Genomic DNA, 17,714 nt, shown 5'->3' with positions numbered 1-17,714 from the left:
TCGTTAAGGAGCAATAGCCATCCTTATATGCAACAGGACGAAGCATAGATCATAGATCTCCGCTTCGTCCTGTTTGCTTTTTTCTGTCATGTGCATTAGATAAATGTTTTGATCGTAGCAAAATATTCACGGATCATGTTGACGGGTTTCAGATAACCCGGTGACGGGGCCGATATGCCGTATTCTGCTGCATAACCGTTCTTGGCAGCGATGTATTTGGAACGGAACATATGATAGTCACTGGTGACAATCATGATCTCAGGGTGCTCTAACCCGGATTCAAGAATGATTCTTTTGGAAAAGGCCAAATTCTCCTGTGTACTTGTGGAGCGATCTTCCATAATGACTTGGACGGGGTTAATCCCCTGTTCAATTAGATAGTTTTTCATGGCGAGCGCTTCAGGAATGGATTCTCCAGGTCCCTGCCCACCCGATACAATGACGGGTGTCTGAGGGTGGCTGCGAATGTAGTCCAAACTTGCATCCAACCTTTGTTTCAGGGTCAATGACAATTCCGTTCCACGGATGCCTGAACCCAGAATAATGACATAGTCTGCCTCATCCGGATCATTCGCACCGAGCTGTGTGAATACAAGGGCTTCGATAATGACAAAAGAGACGGCAGCCACGCTAATTCCGGTAAGGATAATCCGTTTCAGAATAACATGCTTCTGATAGTCAATCCGTCTTAGAACGATAAAAGCCACCGTGATCATTCCGAAAAACATGACTGGGAATCTTTGGCCCCAGAAGGCCAGGAACGCCACAAAACATGCCAACAGGACAAGATCAATGATCAGTCCATTTTTTTGTAAGAACTTTTTTATCAAATCCGTAGACACTCCTTCTTGTACCCACTATTCCGCAAATCACTTATTATTCAATAATTACGAATATATCCTGCACCTATGTAACTTTGAGGCAAATGGAGACTACGAACTCTCCGCAGGTCACGCATTAATTGCTCGTGTTGGATGATCGTCTGAATGAATGGGTTCTCATATAACATATCTGCCTCCTGCGGTTTACCTCGTTGTCCTCTTATTGCTGTTAACCTTCGTTCCAATATATCATGTTTACCTATCCGCAATAAAATGAACAACGCTTGAACATCCTCTGTACAACTTCGAATCTCTGATTAATCACAACCAAATAACCCATAAACAGCTTCGGTTATCCGAATGTTTATGGGCGACAATGATCGAGTTTGAAACGGTTAAAATTTATTTAATCGGTATCCAGATTTGTGGCGGTTGATTGGGCCCCGGGTATACTTCCAGCTCCGGCATATATGCGTGCTCATACGGGTTGGATGGAAACCATTCCGAAATAATCCGTTTCCACAGAAGCTGCATACTCTCCGGCATCGGGCCTTCTACTTCAAATACACTCCATTTGGAAGCAGGCATGGTGAAGCTTGATAATCCTTCCGGTACTTCACCATCGTAAGTCGTAGCAATCCAATATTGCATCTGTTTCTCCTGGATTTCGCTCTGATCCACAACGACACCGAGTAAACCTGGAATATCCCCATTGTTCAGTTCAAATAAACGCTCCTCTGTACCGCTCGTCCACGCTTCCTGCCACATCTTCCCGATGCCTTGCAGATGTTCTCCATCTGCATATGAGAAAGTTTGCTCTACTCCGACCAACGTAAATTCGGGATGTTCAACAATTTTATATTTCATCGGCTCTGCTCCTTTTAGACTCACTTGAATCACCAGACGATTATACGATTGGACAGCGTTACTATTCTTTCGAGCCTCACTGGGTGCGATCCCATGTTGTCTACGAAATGCTTTGGAGAAAGATTCCGGTGTGTCGTAACCGTATTTAAATGCCAGATCAATGATTTTGTGATCACTTTGAAGCAGCTCATGTGCCGCCAGTGTCAATCGTCTGCGTTTTATGTACTCGGCTACAGTAACATCAGTTAATAAGGCAAAGGTACGTTGAAAATGAAAAGGAGAGATATGGGCCTGCGCTGCAATCTGCTCCATCGTCATATTTTCGAGCAAGTGGTCTTCCATATATTGAATAGCGACCTGTAATGCGTTGATCCAGTTCATGTAATAATCACTCCTTGATGTCTAATATAACGGATAAACCACCCAAAAACCTGTCATGTTGTGCTCTCATATGTCCGGTTAATGTGCAACGACGTTGTTCATATAACGCCCTGCCCAGGCTTTGAACTAACCAAAGACAAGGGGAGTCACAAAATTTGACAATGTCAACGAATTATTATAGCCTACAAGTATAATGATCGTTCTATCTTATTTTGAAGGGAGAGTATCATTGAATATGAGCAGCAAAAAAGAAATGCTTTTGAACGTGGCTGAAGAATTATTCTACCTCCACGGCTTCCATTCCATCGGCTTGAAGCGGATTATCACGGATGCCGGGATTGCGATTATGACGCTATACAATCACTTTGAGTCCAAGGATGATCTCATTGTCCAGGTACTCTTGCGACGCGAACAGCGTTATTTAGAACAGCTCAGGCAATATGCAGACAATAAAGCACAACCCATGTTCCTCAATCTGGCTGAAGGACATGCAACCTGGTTGAAGGAACACGAATCAAGAGGTTGCTTATTTTTACGCGCCAAAGAAGAATTCGGAGGTCATACAGACCATATCATCGTCCAGACAGTAAATGCGCACAAAAGACATATGCGAACTTTAATCCAAACATTGGCGCCTGCTGCAAGTGATCGAGATCTATTACGATTCTCCCTGCTGCTGGAGGGTTCCACGGCACTTGCTGAGACAGAAAATGTAAATGACGTCTGCCTTGAACTGATCCATATGACGCAGACCAGTTTCAAATAAAGCTATTCCGGGTGAGTTAATATTTCAACTCACTTTTTTATTTAATAAGAAATATAATGATCGTTCTATCTAAAAGGCGGTGGATTTAATGAAAAAAATTATCTTTCCAGGCATTGCACTTATCGCTGTATGTTATGCATTCGGGCGATTCAGTTATGGATTGTTTATGCCGGAAATTTCGGAAGCCTTACAATTAAATGATGCAGCCTCTGGCGCGATTAACTCAGGAACGTATATTGCCTACTGTCTGTCCCTTCTAACTGCACCACTGTTGATTAATCGCAAGGGACATCATTATGTCATTCAATTGGCAGGGATCAGCGCAGTGCTCGGATTAACCGGCATCGCCTTGGCTCAGAATGCATGGGTTCTTACATTTAGTATATTTCTAGCAGGTTTGAGTACAGGCTGGGCCTCTCCAGCCCTCGGTAACACGGTTAATGCCGAGCTTGCTCCCGAGCTACAAGCAAGAGGCAACAGCTGGATTAACACAGGGACCAGCTTCGGAATTGTAATATCAGGTCCACTCTACTGGCTGTTCACGGATTACTGGCGTCTAACCTACATCCTGTTTGCTGTAATCGGTGTTGTGGTTCTTTTGTGGAACAGACGTGTTATTCCGGCAACCAAGACACTGCCTTGTACCAAGTCTCTCTGGACATGTATGAAACCTACCAGACCAGGGTCTGCTCTGCTCATGGCTTGTCTGTTGACAGGTTTCAGTTCTGCAATCTACTGGACCTTTGCCCGGAACTTCCTCACAGACGAGAAAGGGGCCTCCGATTCGGAAGCCGTGTTGTTCTGGATTGTGATGGGGGTTATGGGGATACTCGGTGGATGCGCTGGTCGCATTATTGAACGGTTCGAGATTGGGTGGTCCTACCGAATAGGCATACTGTTATTGGATATTTCGCTCGGGGTTATCCTTCTGCCTTCAATGACTGCCAGTCTCATCTCTGCGATCATATTTGGCAGCACGTATATTTTCCTGACCAGTGTATTTATCGTTTGGGCGACGAGACTATTCAGTCCAAATGTGTCCATCGGAATTAGCCTTGCCTTTCTCGCGCTGGGTGTTGGGCAATTTCTTGGCTCATCCATGGCAGGGTATACGATCGAAGTGTTTTCCAATACAACGGCATTTCTGGCCTTTGCTATACTCGGTCTGTTCGGAATGTTAATTCGGGTGAAATAAATGACAAAACAACCTTCTGATCCCTGTTATTTTACCCGGCGAACACTTCCGGTCACTCCATGTTGAAGCTGTACGTCTGTAAAAGTAACCGTGGTCCCTTGCCCAATGGGGGATTGGGCCACAATGCCAACTTTGATCTCTTCCGCGCAGTCGAGTCCGAAATAACGAACCAGCTTCCACTTCTCTCCATCCTGAGAATAATGGAAAGCAAAGCTGCTGCCTGCCCGGGCTACACGTAAATAAGGCTTATTAACGTCTACAGGTGCGGATACACAATCATCCGAGTTACCACGAGTAACAACACTAAGAATGGACGGCTGTTCCTCAAAATACTCAAAGCAGACTTTAGCCCAATTCGTATCGTCCACCCTCACCATCAGGCAGCCGGAGTCATACTGTTCTTTCATATCCACCTGTACTTGAGTCGTAATGCTGAAATCTCCCTTGACTATTGTATGTAAAAATGGCGCTGAAGCTTTCACCGGCTCACCTCCCGGATCAATGAAAAAGTCACTGATTGGCGAAACGGTTATCGTTACTTTGCCGTCTTCAATGGACCAATCTGCTGGCTCGTTCAGCCATCTCAGGTTGGCAGATAATGTTTGACCTGAACAATGTTCGAATAGATTCGTCATGTGGCACACCCTTTGTGTTGGAGTTGGAGTTTAAGTTTTCTAACTTCTCTATTGGTATTCGGTATGTGTCATGGTTAATCCTGTAGGTTTTACATCAAGTTCCCATCCCTGATATCAGTTGATAGAAATCGTCACTCTTTATTATTAATAAGGTAATTTTATCCAAAATATGATAAACTGGACATACGAGATTACTTCAATAATTTGAATCACAACAGGAGGTCATCCTATGTTTGGTGTTAACGTGAAAAAAGTAGAAGATCAACTGGTCATCCGCTGGCAGTTTTCCAAAATTGAAATTCCTATCGCACATATCACATCTGTCACCCTGGACGATACGTACGGTGGCAGCGAACCATCCGCCATTCGGATCGGTCCAGTCAATGGCACAAGCGAGAGGATTCTGATCCGCACAGTGAATCAATCGTACATTTTATTCACTTCCAGCGTGACTTTACATACCAATATCCAAGCTATGTTACACCCGTCAAACTAGAGTGTTGCTCAACTTCTAATGTTTTAGGGGTCATGGATTCCACTTACATATGTGCGCTACCAACAAATGAAGCGTTAGTATTCGCATGAATTCTTACAGCGAATACTAACGCTTCATTGATTCCAATTCAAGTTGGAAGTGGGGTCTTATAGCCAACTCCACTTCGGTAACTGATCGAGCGTAATGACCTCTTTGCTATGGTACAATTCCTTCAAAAACGCCACATCATTATGCGTCCCGTCTCTCAGGAATCCACCTGTCCAGGTACAGAACCAACTCCAGTGCACATCCTGTTCCTTCATCTGCTTAGGGTCAGGGATGGAACCGTTCTCGGCCAGTGCGATGATTTTGCCGTTCTGTACAAGCTCTCGCAGGTTGGTGTAACGTGCAGCCAGCGGGCTGTGGTCTCCTGCTTCAGGGTACACATCCACACTGACAATATCCACGATATCATCACCCGGGTACCATTTTGGTTTTTCCGAGTTCCAGACCCAGATAAGGTTGTGCAGCTGATGTTCTTGAACCAATCGATCATACAACAAACGATATAACTGTTTGGCAGGTTCGGGGCCTTTCGCTCCCCACCAAAACCAGCCACCCTCCGCTTCATGAAGTGGTCGGAATAATACAGGCACACCAGCATCCTTCAACTCTTGCAAGTGAAATGCAATCGCATTGATATCCCGAATCAATAACCGATATGCTTCCGATTCAGTATCAGCTAGCGCGAAGGCAAGATCATAGGTTGTCGCGTCAGTATAGAACCCCCGCCACCACTCTTTAGTTGGTTCATCGATCAGATCCGTCGGTGCGTTCCAGTGCCAGCATAGCGTCACGATCCCGCCTTGTTTATGCCAGTCTATCGCATCCCGAATCTCCTGGGAGACCGCACCGCGCTCTGTTCTTGATGGCGAATATTCCATGAGATCAAAGCCAATCACAGCTGGCTTCCGGCCTGTATTTTCATTAATCCAGTTAAGATTGCTGTAATCCTGCTGGCCTGACAACATCCCTTTTTGATAACGCTCGACCAGGAACGCCATCAGTTCTTTTGCTTCGGGAGTCGCTGCTTTATTCACCGGAACTCTGCTGATCTCACGTACCTTCATCGCTAACACCTCCAATTGAGTTTATCATGTTAACCCACGACACCGGAACGTTCAATACTCTCCACGAAATAGCGCTGTACAAACAGATACAAAATAATCAGCGGTGCAATCGCCAGCAAAATGCCTGTATCCACAATCATCGCCACATAGTTCGGATCAGCCTTGATGCCCGAGTTCGAACCAAAGCCCATCAGCTGCGGAATCAACTGGTTCGCCTGAGCAGGTAAGGAAGCCACCTTCAGCGAGATCAGTGGACTTTCACTCATGAACAATGCCGAATAGAAGGTATCGTTATACTGCCATACAAACGCAAACAGAATAACCGTAATCAGCGGCGAGATTGCATTGGGCAGCATGATACGGGCAAACGTTTTGAATCCACCTGCGCCGTCAATCAATGCAGCCTCCTCGATTTCCTTTGGCATCCCCTTGAAAAACTGACGGAAGATATAGATGAACAGCCCCGCCTTCAGCCCTCCCGCTGTAGCCGCCGTAATCATGGAAGGCCAATACGTATTCAGCAGATTGATGCCATTCTTTCCCGTGAACAACTGGATGATGCCCAGAAAGTCAAAGCTGCGGAAATGCAGATACATCGGCACCATGAGCGTACTTGTCGGTACCAGAATCGTGAGAATTACCAGCACAAAGAGCACATTGCTACCCGGAAACGAAAATCGGGCGAAGCCGTATCCGGCAAGTGCACAGGACATGGCTGTCAGAAGCGTTGTGATGGTAACGAACAATAACGTGTTCGCCAGCAGAGGCAGATAATCCATCACTTGCGCCGCTAGCCGGATATTATCCAGCGTAAAATGCTGAGGAATCATATAAATCGTTGGATTGTAGATATCCTGTTTATCCTTGAACGCAACTGACACTTTGAGAAATAACGGGTACAAAATAATAAATGAAATACCAATGACCAAAGCATATCTGAATATGGAATAGAGAAGGTCCGATGTCTTGTTTCGCACCCGCTGCATGTGGTAATTCTGCTTGGGAACTACTACCATGCGATCTGTCCCTGATGCAGCCATAATCTGAAGCCTCCCTTAATGTTAACCGTCAGTTGTAGTGAACCCGCCGTGACAATACCCAGCCCACTACGATCAGTACAAGGCCAATCACCAGTGTATACAGCCAAGACATCGCCGAGCTTAAGCCAAAGTTCTGGGTTTTGAATGCAGTTTGGTAGATGGCCTGTGTGACTGGACTCCCGGTAAATGAATCAATGATCGTATAGATGACATTTGTCAGAATCAACGGACTGACCATGGGAAATGTAATTTTCCAGAATGATTCATAGGCTGTCGCCCCTTCGATCTTTGCAACCTCATACATCGATCCCGGTACCGATTGCAACGCGGCAAGGAAGATCAGAATCTGTACACCCGAGCTGCTAATAATCTCATAGATTCGCATGATGGCTTCTACAATGTAATCCACATAGGCCATCGGCAATCCCACATCCGCCAGCATCCTTACAATGGATACCACATTGAACGAAGCCCCGCCATCAGCAGACGCATCGACCGCACTTGCATCTCCCATCAGATTGATTAATCCCGCAGACTCAGCTGCTGCAACTGCACTGGAAGCCAGAATAACCGGTAAAAAGAAGATTGCACGTGCCATCGTTCTACCTCTGAACTTCTGGTTAAGCAGTGTCGCCGTGAACAGACTGAAGAACAAAATCATCGGCACATTCAGCAGCATCGCTCCAACGGAGTCGACCAGAATCCGGTTGAACGTCGCATCAACCAGAAGTGCATCCTTGAAGTTTTTAAATCCAACGAAGTCCAGAACGTACCCGCCCGGAGCAACGGACAGATTACTCAAACTGAACCGAATCGATTGCAGGAGCGGCGTGGCAAAGAGGAAGATGAAGCCGACCAGCCACGGGGAAATAAATGCAAGTCCAAGCAGCGCTCTCCGTGACTTCAGCGATAATCGAATGGTTCTCATCGGTTCACTCCTCCCACCACATAATCCGTCCCGCCAACCGTTGTTCCATCCACGGTTACTGCATCCGCATTGTAATTCACAAGGATGGATGTACCGCCAGTATAGATGATCCGGACCACACCATCCTGAATGCGTTCATGCTTGAGAATCTGCTCATTCGCCAGATCTCCCAACACTTCATTAGCCTGCTTATACAAGGCAACGGCGTCATCCATCCAATATGCATACTCCGTTGCGTAAGCCGAATCATAATTCGTCAGCTTCAGCCTGGAAGATGGTTCATAGGTCCATTGAAAATACGGAGCGGCCCCAAATTCCAGACTGCGCAGCAACTGTTTGCGGAGATCCTGATCCCCCGACGTGTTCATTGGAGATGCCGCATAGTTCATGTATCCATGAATGACCATCGCATAAAAAGGAACTTCTTCATCGGTAATATTGAACCGACTCGACCCTGCGGGTGCATTCACAACATGTTGTGCACTTCCCCAAGCGTAGCTATTTGCTGCGGATACCATCAGGTTCGGATAGGACTGTTCCAGCTTGCCCAGTTGCTCCTTCACAATGTTCTTCGCCGTCTCCCGATGAATCACCCGACTATCCCGATAATCTGAAGTCAGGACCTGCCCGAGATCACGAAGGGATAATCCACCAAGGCCCAGTTTATTGAATTTGTCAGCAAACTCACTCACCACATAAGGAAGCTTGGCCGCTGAGAGTAAATAATAACTGTCCCTACTCTGATCCATGCGATTAAGTGCAGGATTGTACGGATACAGTTCTGCTGTCTCCTTTGTGACAAACCGCGCTGCATCCGAGGAAGGAGCAAAGCGCATATCATCGTGATACATGTGCTGGAAAGCCACATCCGGGAACAAAGCTCCACCCGACTGCTCCAGCTTGGTGGACAACGCCTGCAATTCGGAACGACTGCCCACTTCACTGTCCAACTTCACCTGGGTTGGCGTATGATGACTGATGCCACCTCCAAACCATCCCTGATACCGCATTTGTACGCGGTTCACACCATCCTGCTGTAGCTTTGCTGCCATTTCTGTAGCCTGTTCGTACGTCGTCATGGCTAAGGTGGTCCGATAAGGCACACTCAGGAACGAAGCCTTTTTGTCCACTGCACCAAGCACATCCACATAGAACGGCAACTCCGTCTGTTCTGCGAGCGGCTTCAGTACATCCTGCTCGATCAACTGCTGCTGATACAGGCGGGCCATGCCCGAGTAACTGGCATCTTCTCCATGAAGGAAATGATAGCGGACCTGAATATCTCCACGGAAAGGCTCCTCGCTAAGCAGCTGAATCTCCTGCATTTTCTGCGAGGTATACATCTCCAGCTCATCCTCTCCGCGCAGGGAGAAGGTCGCGTGTACATGGTTGTAGCTATTCTGTCTGCCTCCAATATCTGCGGAGATACTGGCAATGCCATCCCCTTTTTCAATGACTGCAAACCAGGCATTCTCCCCGTTCTTCAGACCAAACACAGGCATATACGCGGATTCACTAACCTGAGGACGACTGAGCGAATTATCATTTGGGTCTGCGCCATAGACACGCTGCACATACTGCTCTTCCTGGGTTTTCCCGTTGTTCAGGTGAATCAGGCTGCCGGAACCGTCAGGTACGAGCATATACCCCTCACCCTTTGTATCCGCAGCGCCAAAGTAAGCGAGCAAATCAATGTTCCGAATGCGGTATTGCCCACTTTCTTCTATTTGGCTCAGAGGTACAGTCACAACGAGTGCCCCCTGCTCAAGTCGATATTCCACAGAAATGACGAAGCTGGGCTTATCCGATACTCCTCCGCCTTCGACTCCATTCTCCTGATTGTCAAAAGCCAGATCGTCCGCCGTGTACCCCGCCGTCTCAAAGGCACCCAGCATCTTGTTCAGCACAAGTTGCTTCGAGATTTGTCCATCCAGCCGTTCCAGAATATCCGGATTGTTCTTGGTTGGATAATATCGGGCAGATGTGTACCTTGCCACAGTAGCATCCAGCTTGGAAAGCACTTTCTCCTCCAGTCGCTGTTTGCTAATCAGTTTAGGCAGCGCATCAATGCCAAGTGATGTATCACCAAGTGTATAGTTGACCCGTATCCCTTGATCGATCTGCCCCACAGTGAATTGTTTGTTGCTGATACTGGAACTGAAATTCGGAAAGTTCTCCAGTGTGCCCATCGCATCCCGGAAAGACACATTCAACTGGGAGGACAGCACTTCTTTTTCATATGCGGAAGCAAGACCATCCTCAGCCCGTTCTTTCGGGTTGCTGTACCAGATCTCTCCACTTTTCCCGTCACGTACTGCTATTTCCGTTGTCTCCTCGTTATAGTACAGGGCGAGTCTCTGATCTTCAGCGACCAGTTGCATACCAGGCACACCCTGCGAAGAGTCGCTAAGGAACTGCAACGGGTCCTCCGTGACGGGCATGGCTGTGGTTGTCGTATCCAGATAAGCCGCGGCTTCTACGGCAGGAATCCCCCTGTTGTTTATATACAGCAGCCCGGCTGCAATCATGATTACAGCTGCACCACCAGCCAGCACCGTATATAATCGTTGCCTTTTGTTCACGGATGCCGCCTCCTTTAGGTCCGAAAAATCAACTCGCGGTAAATGTTATAACCGAATTCGTACAGCTGTTGCAGCATGCTGAAGACCAGTGCGCCAAGGAATACAATAATGCCCATCACAATGAGTGTCAGTACCATCGTAATGATCGTTCTAATCACCGTGTACTGGTGCACCGTCATCATGCCAATGAACAGAAGCAACACAAACCAGAAAAACGCGATGCTATTAAAAAGATAATAAAAAGCAGTCTCCTCCTGTACCATGAACCGGCTGATCACGATCATCGGGGCATAGATCAGAATAACCGGAATGAGCGAGTAACCTGTCGCCAGAACGATTTCCCTGAACTTGCCTTCCCCTTCCATCAAAGTTGTTACTGCCCAGTTGGCCATGCACCATAGAAAGAAAGGTACTGCAACCGTGGCGATCTCGATGATGCTATTAATCGTACGAGGATCGATGTAATTAACGAGAAATCCTGCGTACTGCTTTTGCAAAATCATCATAACAATGGTAAGCGCCAATGCTGCAAAAGCAACAAGCATCCGCCCCCGGTTATCCGACTTGAGGTCCCAGAATGCATCAATGGGGTGAAAAATGAGATGCAGCGGAAACTTAATGAAATCCTGCTTCACGATCAACCTGCCTCCTCCGTCTCCATTTAACCGCTACCCGGGTCAGGATCAGAATGACAATCAGCGCGATTGCAGCGGTCAGGAATGTACCGAAATGTTCCTTCATCATCTCCCGCCGATGCCTCTTAAACGCGACAGAATAACTCTTGCGGTCCATTCCAAGTTCGAAGTAACCTAGCGCTTCCTCGTTTTTCTTCTCCATTAATAAGGACTTGCCGATACCGATATAAGCGATGTCATAGTTGGCATTCAGCTTAAGCACTTCTCTCCATATATTTACGGCCTCTGTGTCCTCGCCCCGATAGTGGAGTGCCACCGCTTCATTCACACGGGCACCAAAACGGGTCGGCTCATAAACGACAAGGTTGTTCTTGCCCCGATCCAGAACCAAGTGATGCTCACCCGATTGTTCAATCGCGACAGGTGTTTTGAGTGTGCCCACCTGATTTCCTTTGCCACCATATATGTAGAGCAGATGACCTTCATCGTCGTACGTGAACACCCGGTTCTGTGTCGCATCCAGTACACTGTACATGCCGTTGCCCAGCACTTTCACATCAATCAGTTTGGAGGGACCCGGATTGTTGCGGAACCGGATATCGCCTTTGACATCGTAATAACCAAACCGTTTCAATACATCTTCGCCAGACGGGTTGAGGCGTTTGATCGGTTCATTCGAGCCGGGATCAATATTCGTCGCATACACAAATCCTTTGCGGTCGATATCCGCATTGGAGAACTCCGTTGGAACAAACAGGACCATCTGTGCGCGCTGAGCTTTGGTGGACAACATACGCCAGATATATTCGCCGTAGTCCCGCTCCACTTTGTTCGTACCGACGTATCCGATAAATTTCCCACTCTCGTCAAACTGCATAATGCCTTCGTAGACCCCCTGTGCCACAACATACACTCGGCCTACATGGTCCACCGTCAGCTTCAAGGGCTGAAACTGGAATTCGGTCGATAGGATATCTGACTCGGGCTTCGTGATGGTTTGAATCAGCGTCCCCTCTCCATCCAGGACAACCACACGACCGTTGCCCGTATCGGCGACATATATGCGTTCTTCTTCATCTACAAACAATCCACCTGGAAGGTTAAAGGTCTCCTTGCTGCCATCCATTATGAATCCATCGATTACGCGCAGCAGCTTAAAGCCTGGGTCCAATACGACAATTCGGCTGTTGCCGCTATCCAAAATATAGATCAACCCGGAGGGAGAAACGTTCACATCACCGGGGTCTTTGAACTCACTAATGCCGAGGTCACGACCTGATATGGTACGCTCGGGCAGATAGGCATCCGGTGAAGGTACAGCCTCTTTCCAGTAATTGTAGTTATAACTCTCATACGGCGCCGGGGAGGCCGCCGCAGGCACGGCATTCACCAGCAGCAGAGATACTGCCGCCAGGAGAACAAGCCATCTTTTCACTGTGCGTGCCATATCGTTCCCCCTTAATCCTTCATGCCCGAGCTCGCCATCGTCTCAATGATTCGGCTCTGAGAGAAAATAAATAGCGTGATCGGCACACTCATCAAAATCAGTGCTACCGCAGCACCCGCTCCTGCCCGGGATATTCCGCCCTGAATAATCTGACCTGCTGCATAATGCAGAGTCTTGAGCTGCTCGCTGTAGATGTACCCATTGCCATCACTGCCCCATAACATCTGGAACAGCAGAATGATCAATGTAAGCCAGGCTGGTTTCACATTGGGCATGACAATGGACCAGAAGATCCGGTATTCACTGGCACCATCAATCTTGGCTGCTTCCAGCAGTGCATCCGGGATCTGCTCCATGAACTGTTTCATTAGATACAACCCGAGTGAATAGGCAAATGCCGGAATAATGACGGCCCAGTACGTGTCGATCCATCCGAGCCATGACATGATCATATAGTTCGGAATGGCCGTTACCGCAGGTGTGAACATCAGTGACAGTACGACCACTTGGAACATGAATACTTTGCCCGGAAACTTGTGTTTGGCAAGCGGGTAGGCAGCTGCCGAAGCTAGCAGTACATGGCCTACGATACCGATGCCTGTAATAAATACCGTGTTGAATATATAACGTGAGAACGGCACCCATGAGTCACTCAGCAGATTCAGCAGATCTGTAAAGTTGCTGAATGTAGGATTTTTGACAAATAGCGTTGGTGGAAAGGTAAAAATCTCATCCAATGGTTTGAACGCATTGTTGATTGCATAGATCAGCGGCAGCACCATGAAGGCACCAAATACGAGCAGAAGGGCAAACAAGGAGAGGCTTCCCGATAGCGAGCGATTCACCCGCTTTTTGCCTGTCGCAATTGCAGCCATAGCTATTCTCCCACCCTTCGAAGCAGTTTCTGTACCAGCAAGTTGGTGCCCACCATAATCATGAACAGTACGGTGGCAATTGCTGATGCATATCCCATCTCAAACCGCGTAGTACCAAAGTCGATCAAATGGGTTACCACAGTCTCTGCTGCATAGTTCACGCTTGGGAACCCGGCCAGTGCGATCGACACATCGGCCACGGCAAACGAGGTTGTCAGCTGAATGACTGCGCCGAACATGAGCTGTGGACGCATCGAAGGCAGGGTAATGTACCATAGTTCCTGCCAGCGATTTTTGATCCCATCCACCGCTCCCGCTTCGTACAACGTCCGGTCCACCGTCTGCAAACCGGCGATAAACGCCAGAAATCCGGTTCCGAGACTCAGCCATAGCTGCACGAGAATGAGGATCGGCATAATGTAGGCTTCTGTCTTCAGCCATTGAATCGGCTCCAGCAGAAAGCCCCATTTGATCAACAACCCATTCGCAATGCCATAACGATCTCCCGAGAAGATCATCAGCCAGATAAAATACACATTGCCCGAGATGGAGGGCGCGTAGAAGATCAGCGTCATGAACGCTCTCCATTTCGGTGTTAACTCATTAATGATCCACGCGAAGACAAAGCAGGCAATATAACTGATCGGTCCGGTGATAATGGCAAACAGCAGCGTATTCTTGATTGCAATCAGGAATACATCATCCTCCAGAAACAGCCGAGTATAGTTCTGCCAGCCGATAAAACGTGGAAATTCCAGCATATTAAAGTAGGTGAAGCTGAGTATGATCGAGATGACAACCGGAATCACGGTAAACATGACGAACAGGAGCATATAAGGTGCAAGCAGAACATAGGAATGTTTGCTGGCCTTCATTTCCTGGAGCTTCCAGCTCCACCACGATTTCATGCCCATCCTTGACGCTTTCTCAGGAGGACTGTTTTGTCCGTCTCGGAGTGATATTTGTGGCACGATTAACCCTCCCTCTGCTTACGGAAGACCAAATTCATTACGTTTGACTCGAATCTCGTCCTGAATATATTGGGTATAATCCATGATGGATTCCCTGGCTTCCACTTGGCCAACAACGGTTTTGTAAAATGCATTGAACAGATGGCGGCCTGTAAAATAACCACCGGGTACTTCAGGAATGCCCTTCACCGTTTCGAATTGAGCCTTGAGATTGGCGTAATCCTCCGCAGGCCACGGCAGGGAATCCAGTGCCCTGATGTTTGCCGTTGGATAACGGGCAGCCGCACCCATCAGTCCTTCCATCTCCCGTCCGAATTCCGCCTGAATCGGTGTACTGGTCCACCACTTCATGAACTCCCACGCCGCATCCTGATCCTTGGCACCCTCCAGCATCATGACTGCGCTACCTCCACCCGGTACGTCCCGATTCAAGGTTCCATCCGCCTGAACGGTTCCCGGAACAGGAACGAATCCCCATAGTCCCCGAATCTCCGGTGCAAATACGGACAACTGGTTGTACATGGTGTAATCCGTTAGTCCAATAGGCATCTGTCCTGTCCGGAAACGGTTGGCAAAATCATATTCCCGCTCCAGCTTGTAATCGGTATAGAACTCCGTCCACTGCTTGAACGTCTCGATCCCGATTCGGGAATCCAGATCCGACTCCTTGTCATCATTCCGATAGAAGGCGCCGCCGTTCTGAAGCAACATCGTTGCATACTGCGAGTTCGGCGGGATATTAACACCCTGCATATTCGCCTGAGTCACAATCGGCATGCCGAATTCCATATGGTTTTTGCTCAGAATCGCGAGCAGAGCTTCGACATCCTCCCAGTTCTGAGGCACTTCAAGTCCGAGTTCTTCGAGCACGTCTTTACGATAAAACAGCATGTTAAAGGTTTGCGTTTCCGGCAGGGCATATACGCCTGAATCATAGGCATACGGCACGATTGCACTTTCCCTGAACTCCTGTTCCACGGTGCTATAATCACTGAATTGCGTCAGATCTACAGCCGAGTTCCGCATCGCAAAGTTCACCGGCAGATCATTGCCGATCTGCATCGCTACATCCGGACCTTCACCGGACAAAGTCGCTGGCAGCAAGGTTCCCATATTCACCAGCTTCAGATTCACGTTAATGCCACTGTCTGGTGTGAAGGTCTTGTCAATCATCGCCTTCATCGTATTCGCCTGGTCTCGTCCGCTACCAATCCAGACCGTTACCGTACGCTGATCTTCCGATGTGGCTACATTGCCAATCTGGTTATAATCAATGAAGAACGAATGATAGAATATCTTCGCTTCATGACCGAGCTTGGCAAGCGGCCCCATGCCTGCGCCGGGAATATCACGGTCGAACGAAGTGACGTACAGTGCGTCGATCTCAAGGGGCTGCTCTCGTGCCTGCTGCACCCATGTGCCGAGACCGCCTGTGTTGGTTTTATAAGCCGCAAGCCGTCTTGGAATGGTATCTGGCTTGTCAATCATCTCGTCCAGTTGCAGCGCCATCGTCTTGATCAAGGCTTCCTGATCGCTGGACTGTCCTGATAGAAGACGAAGCTGTGCGGCCACGTCTTTGAGTCTTTTACTTTCCCCGCTGAATACTTCCAGCAGGTTCGGGATCTGCTTTTCGACCCGATAATCCCGGAATTCATCAGGCTTCGTGCCTGTAATCATCAGAATGCGTCGGTACATGGAGTTCAAGTTGTACAGACTGTCCTCCACATTGCGGATAAGGGGTGCAAAATCACCGAGGCTGTTCTCCAGCCGCAGCACATGTTTTCCTTTGTCCAAGTGAAACTTGTATGCATCCTTGCCTCCCATGACGTCAATGCGATAGTCGCTTTGGTAACGGAAAGGTGCTTTGGCCATCTCTGCAAACGGAACTTCACCATCAATGGTGAGCTTGCGTGTGGAGTAGATGCCTTTGACAAAATTCTGCTGTCCGGTAAAACCGATATGATAAAGTCCGCTCTCCGGCACATCCACTTCCCATTCGATCCATTGGCCTGGCAAACGCCAGTTAAAGCCGCCAATTGTATTGATGCGTACCTGGGAAGCGCTATACGGAGATACAGCAGAACTTGACCTTTCGCTCGTCGGGTATAACGTAGGTGAAGATTTGGCAATTGCGGCTTCTCCTTCAATTCGAATCAGTACATCCTTCGGCTGCCCGGAGGAATCCGACTGTTGTGCCCCCGCAGTCTCCGCGTAAGGAACGGCTGTCTTCTCATTGAAAAGACGAATGGAACGGATCACCATGGGCTCACGCGATGATTTTAGCGTTAGCGTGTGTTCCCCTTTTTCCAAATAAAACTTGAATGGAGCCTGTTCGTACCCGTCTGAGTCCTGAAATGTTTCTTCCATCCAGCGAGGTTGCTCCACTTGTCTCGGGCGAAGGTCATTGCCTTGGTTATCCTGTTCAACGACATCTTTCTCATTCGACCATACCCGGTCAAACTGCAAATAGGCGGCTTCCGCAAAAGGAAGTTCACCATCAATGTATAATGCACGCTCAATGGCCGAACTCTTGCCTTCAACGGGATAATAGATGGCGGACAGGTTATACAGCCCGGTCTCCGGCACGTTAATGGTCCAATCGACTTGTCCGGTCTCTCCGGTATGGAGAGATACACCGTCCATTCCCTCATAATTAGTCATTTTGCGGACGTCTTCACCTTCGGCTTTTATGTAATCAGCTGCTTCAATGGTGATGTCCACATTCGGCTGTGTAGCCTGATCCGTTCCGGATCGATACTGTTCGTATCCCTCTTTCTGCCGGGTCTGCTGCAAGACTGCATCCACTTCAATGGCAGGCAGACTGCCAGGTGGAATGTCTGCACTCTTCACATCAGCGCCGGAAGTTACATATAGAATGATGCAGGCTGCCGCCACGATGATTACTGTGGACAATATCCATGTCTTACGTTGTAGAATTCCAGCCATCCTACGAGTCCTCCTCATCA

The 17,714-nt window shown here is 48.2% G+C and carries 16 protein-coding genes; 3 read left to right on the top strand and 13 right to left on the bottom strand.

Annotated elements, in window-relative coordinates:
- Window positions 1-95 precede the first annotated feature (95 nt).
- The 3 genes from MKY95_RS09060 to MKY95_RS09050 form a co-directional block, all read right to left on the bottom strand.
- Window positions 96-830 (bottom strand): YdcF family protein, encoded by a 735-nt coding sequence (locus MKY95_RS09060; protein ID WP_339188715.1) that lies wholly within the window; start codon window positions 828-830, stop codon window positions 96-98.
- A 50-nt stretch (window positions 831-880) separates the two neighbouring features.
- Entirely contained in the window at window positions 881-1,009 is a 129-nt protein-coding gene (locus MKY95_RS09055) for a nucleotidyltransferase family protein (RefSeq protein ID WP_143781264.1), read from the bottom strand.
- Between the two features lie 214 nt (window positions 1,010-1,223).
- Window positions 1,224-2,069: an AraC family transcriptional regulator gene (locus MKY95_RS09050; RefSeq protein ID WP_047842219.1), complete on the bottom strand. Its 846-nt coding sequence runs from the start codon at window positions 2,067-2,069 to the stop codon at window positions 1,224-1,226.
- A gap of 235 nt (window positions 2,070-2,304) precedes the next feature.
- On the opposite strand from MKY95_RS09050, the gene MKY95_RS09045 reads away from it, so the two are divergent.
- Together MKY95_RS09045 and MKY95_RS09040 are read left to right on the top strand one after the other, a co-directional pair.
- Window positions 2,305-2,835 (top strand): TetR/AcrR family transcriptional regulator, encoded by a 531-nt coding sequence (locus MKY95_RS09045; protein WP_076327082.1) that lies wholly within the window; start codon window positions 2,305-2,307, stop codon window positions 2,833-2,835.
- Between the two features lie 88 nt (window positions 2,836-2,923).
- Window positions 2,924-4,030, top strand: coding sequence for an MFS transporter (locus tag MKY95_RS09040; protein WP_339198325.1), 1,107 nt, complete (start codon window positions 2,924-2,926; stop codon window positions 4,028-4,030).
- Between the two features lie 26 nt (window positions 4,031-4,056).
- Here the strand turns inward: MKY95_RS09040 and MKY95_RS09035 are convergent, their stop codons facing one another.
- Complete coding sequence (locus tag MKY95_RS09035; RefSeq protein WP_076327084.1) at window positions 4,057-4,665, bottom strand: DUF1349 domain-containing protein; 609 nt, start codon at window positions 4,663-4,665, stop codon at window positions 4,057-4,059.
- A gap of 229 nt (window positions 4,666-4,894) precedes the next feature.
- On the opposite strand from MKY95_RS09035, the gene MKY95_RS09030 reads away from it, so the two are divergent.
- Window positions 4,895-5,161, top strand: a complete 267-nt coding sequence (locus MKY95_RS09030) for a hypothetical protein (protein WP_127544537.1) — start codon at window positions 4,895-4,897, stop codon at window positions 5,159-5,161.
- A gap of 146 nt (window positions 5,162-5,307) precedes the next feature.
- Here MKY95_RS09030 and MKY95_RS09025 read toward each other — a convergent pair whose 3' ends face one another.
- The 9 genes from MKY95_RS09025 to MKY95_RS08985 form a co-directional block, all read right to left on the bottom strand.
- Window positions 5,308-6,270 carry a glycosyl hydrolase gene (locus tag MKY95_RS09025; protein ID WP_339198321.1) on the bottom strand — a complete coding sequence of 321 codons (963 nt, stop codon included), beginning with the start codon at window positions 6,268-6,270 and terminating at the stop codon, window positions 5,308-5,310.
- A 29-nt stretch (window positions 6,271-6,299) separates the two neighbouring features.
- Window positions 6,300-7,310, bottom strand: a complete 1,011-nt coding sequence (locus tag MKY95_RS09020; RefSeq protein ID WP_339198319.1) for a carbohydrate ABC transporter permease — start codon at window positions 7,308-7,310, stop codon at window positions 6,300-6,302.
- 28 nt (window positions 7,311-7,338) lie between these two features.
- Window positions 7,339-8,238 (bottom strand): sugar ABC transporter permease, encoded by a 900-nt coding sequence (locus MKY95_RS09015; RefSeq protein ID WP_339198316.1) that lies wholly within the window; start codon window positions 8,236-8,238, stop codon window positions 7,339-7,341.
- Window positions 8,235-10,820 (bottom strand): DUF5696 domain-containing protein, encoded by a 2,586-nt coding sequence (locus MKY95_RS09010; protein ID WP_339198312.1) that lies wholly within the window; start codon window positions 10,818-10,820, stop codon window positions 8,235-8,237. The genes MKY95_RS09015 and MKY95_RS09010 overlap by 4 nt, the downstream gene beginning before the upstream one ends.
- 14 nt (window positions 10,821-10,834) lie before the next feature.
- The gene (locus tag MKY95_RS09005) at window positions 10,835-11,455 is read right to left on the bottom strand and encodes a YIP1 family protein (RefSeq protein WP_339198309.1); all 621 of its coding nucleotides are present in this window, start codon (window positions 11,453-11,455) and stop codon (window positions 10,835-10,837) included.
- Complete coding sequence (locus MKY95_RS09000; protein WP_339198307.1) at window positions 11,436-12,902, bottom strand: NHL repeat-containing protein; 1,467 nt, start codon at window positions 12,900-12,902, stop codon at window positions 11,436-11,438. The genes MKY95_RS09005 and MKY95_RS09000 overlap by 20 nt, the downstream gene beginning before the upstream one ends.
- Window positions 12,903-12,913: 11 nt before the next feature.
- Window positions 12,914-13,777, bottom strand: coding sequence for a carbohydrate ABC transporter permease (locus MKY95_RS08995; protein WP_017689719.1), 864 nt, complete (start codon window positions 13,775-13,777; stop codon window positions 12,914-12,916).
- Between the two features lie 2 nt (window positions 13,778-13,779).
- Window positions 13,780-14,691, bottom strand: a complete 912-nt coding sequence (locus MKY95_RS08990; RefSeq protein WP_091032984.1) for a sugar ABC transporter permease — start codon at window positions 14,689-14,691, stop codon at window positions 13,780-13,782.
- Window positions 14,692-14,766: 75 nt separating this feature from the next.
- Window positions 14,767-17,694 carry an extracellular solute-binding protein gene (locus tag MKY95_RS08985; protein WP_339198304.1) on the bottom strand — a complete coding sequence of 976 codons (2,928 nt, stop codon included), beginning with the start codon at window positions 17,692-17,694 and terminating at the stop codon, window positions 14,767-14,769.
- Between the last annotated feature and the right edge of the window lie 20 nt (window positions 17,695-17,714).

The organism is Paenibacillus sp. FSL P4-0176, from assembly GCF_037975265.1.
GTDB classification, from domain to species: Bacteria; Bacillota; Bacilli; order Paenibacillales; family Paenibacillaceae; genus Paenibacillus; species Paenibacillus amylolyticus.
This window is presented reverse-complemented; position numbering and strand designations above follow the sequence as displayed.

What these genes read in the sequence shown, in the direction of transcription:
- MKY95_RS09055 (WP_143781264.1), bottom strand. Translation starts at nt 1,009, where the DNA reads ATGTTATATGAGAACCCATTCATTCAGACGATCATCCAACACGAGCAA.
- MKY95_RS09035 (WP_076327084.1), bottom strand. Translation starts at nt 4,665, where the DNA reads ATGACGAATCTATTCGAACATTGTTCAGGTCAAACATTATCTGCCAAC.
- MKY95_RS08990 (WP_091032984.1), bottom strand. Translation starts at nt 14,691, where the DNA reads ATGGGCATGAAATCGTGGTGGAGCTGGAAGCTCCAGGAAATGAAGGCC.
- MKY95_RS09040 (WP_339198325.1), top strand. Translation starts at nt 2,924, where the DNA reads ATGAAAAAAATTATCTTTCCAGGCATTGCACTTATCGCTGTATGTTAT.
- MKY95_RS09050 (WP_047842219.1), bottom strand. Translation starts at nt 2,069, where the DNA reads ATGAACTGGATCAACGCATTACAGGTCGCTATTCAATATATGGAAGAC.
- MKY95_RS09020 (WP_339198319.1), bottom strand. Translation starts at nt 7,310, where the DNA reads ATGGCTGCATCAGGGACAGATCGCATGGTAGTAGTTCCCAAGCAGAAT.
- MKY95_RS09025 (WP_339198321.1), bottom strand. Translation starts at nt 6,270, where the DNA reads ATGAAGGTACGTGAGATCAGCAGAGTTCCGGTGAATAAAGCAGCGACT.
- MKY95_RS09000 (WP_339198307.1), bottom strand. Translation starts at nt 12,902, where the DNA reads ATGGCACGCACAGTGAAAAGATGGCTTGTTCTCCTGGCGGCAGTATCT.
- MKY95_RS09015 (WP_339198316.1), bottom strand. Translation starts at nt 8,238, where the DNA reads ATGAGAACCATTCGATTATCGCTGAAGTCACGGAGAGCGCTGCTTGGA.
- MKY95_RS09030 (WP_127544537.1), top strand. Translation starts at nt 4,895, where the DNA reads ATGTTTGGTGTTAACGTGAAAAAAGTAGAAGATCAACTGGTCATCCGC.
- MKY95_RS09045 (WP_076327082.1), top strand. Translation starts at nt 2,305, where the DNA reads ATGAGCAGCAAAAAAGAAATGCTTTTGAACGTGGCTGAAGAATTATTC.
- MKY95_RS08985 (WP_339198304.1), bottom strand. Translation starts at nt 17,694, where the DNA reads ATGGCTGGAATTCTACAACGTAAGACATGGATATTGTCCACAGTAATC.
- MKY95_RS08995 (WP_017689719.1), bottom strand. Translation starts at nt 13,777, where the DNA reads ATGGCTGCAATTGCGACAGGCAAAAAGCGGGTGAATCGCTCGCTATCG.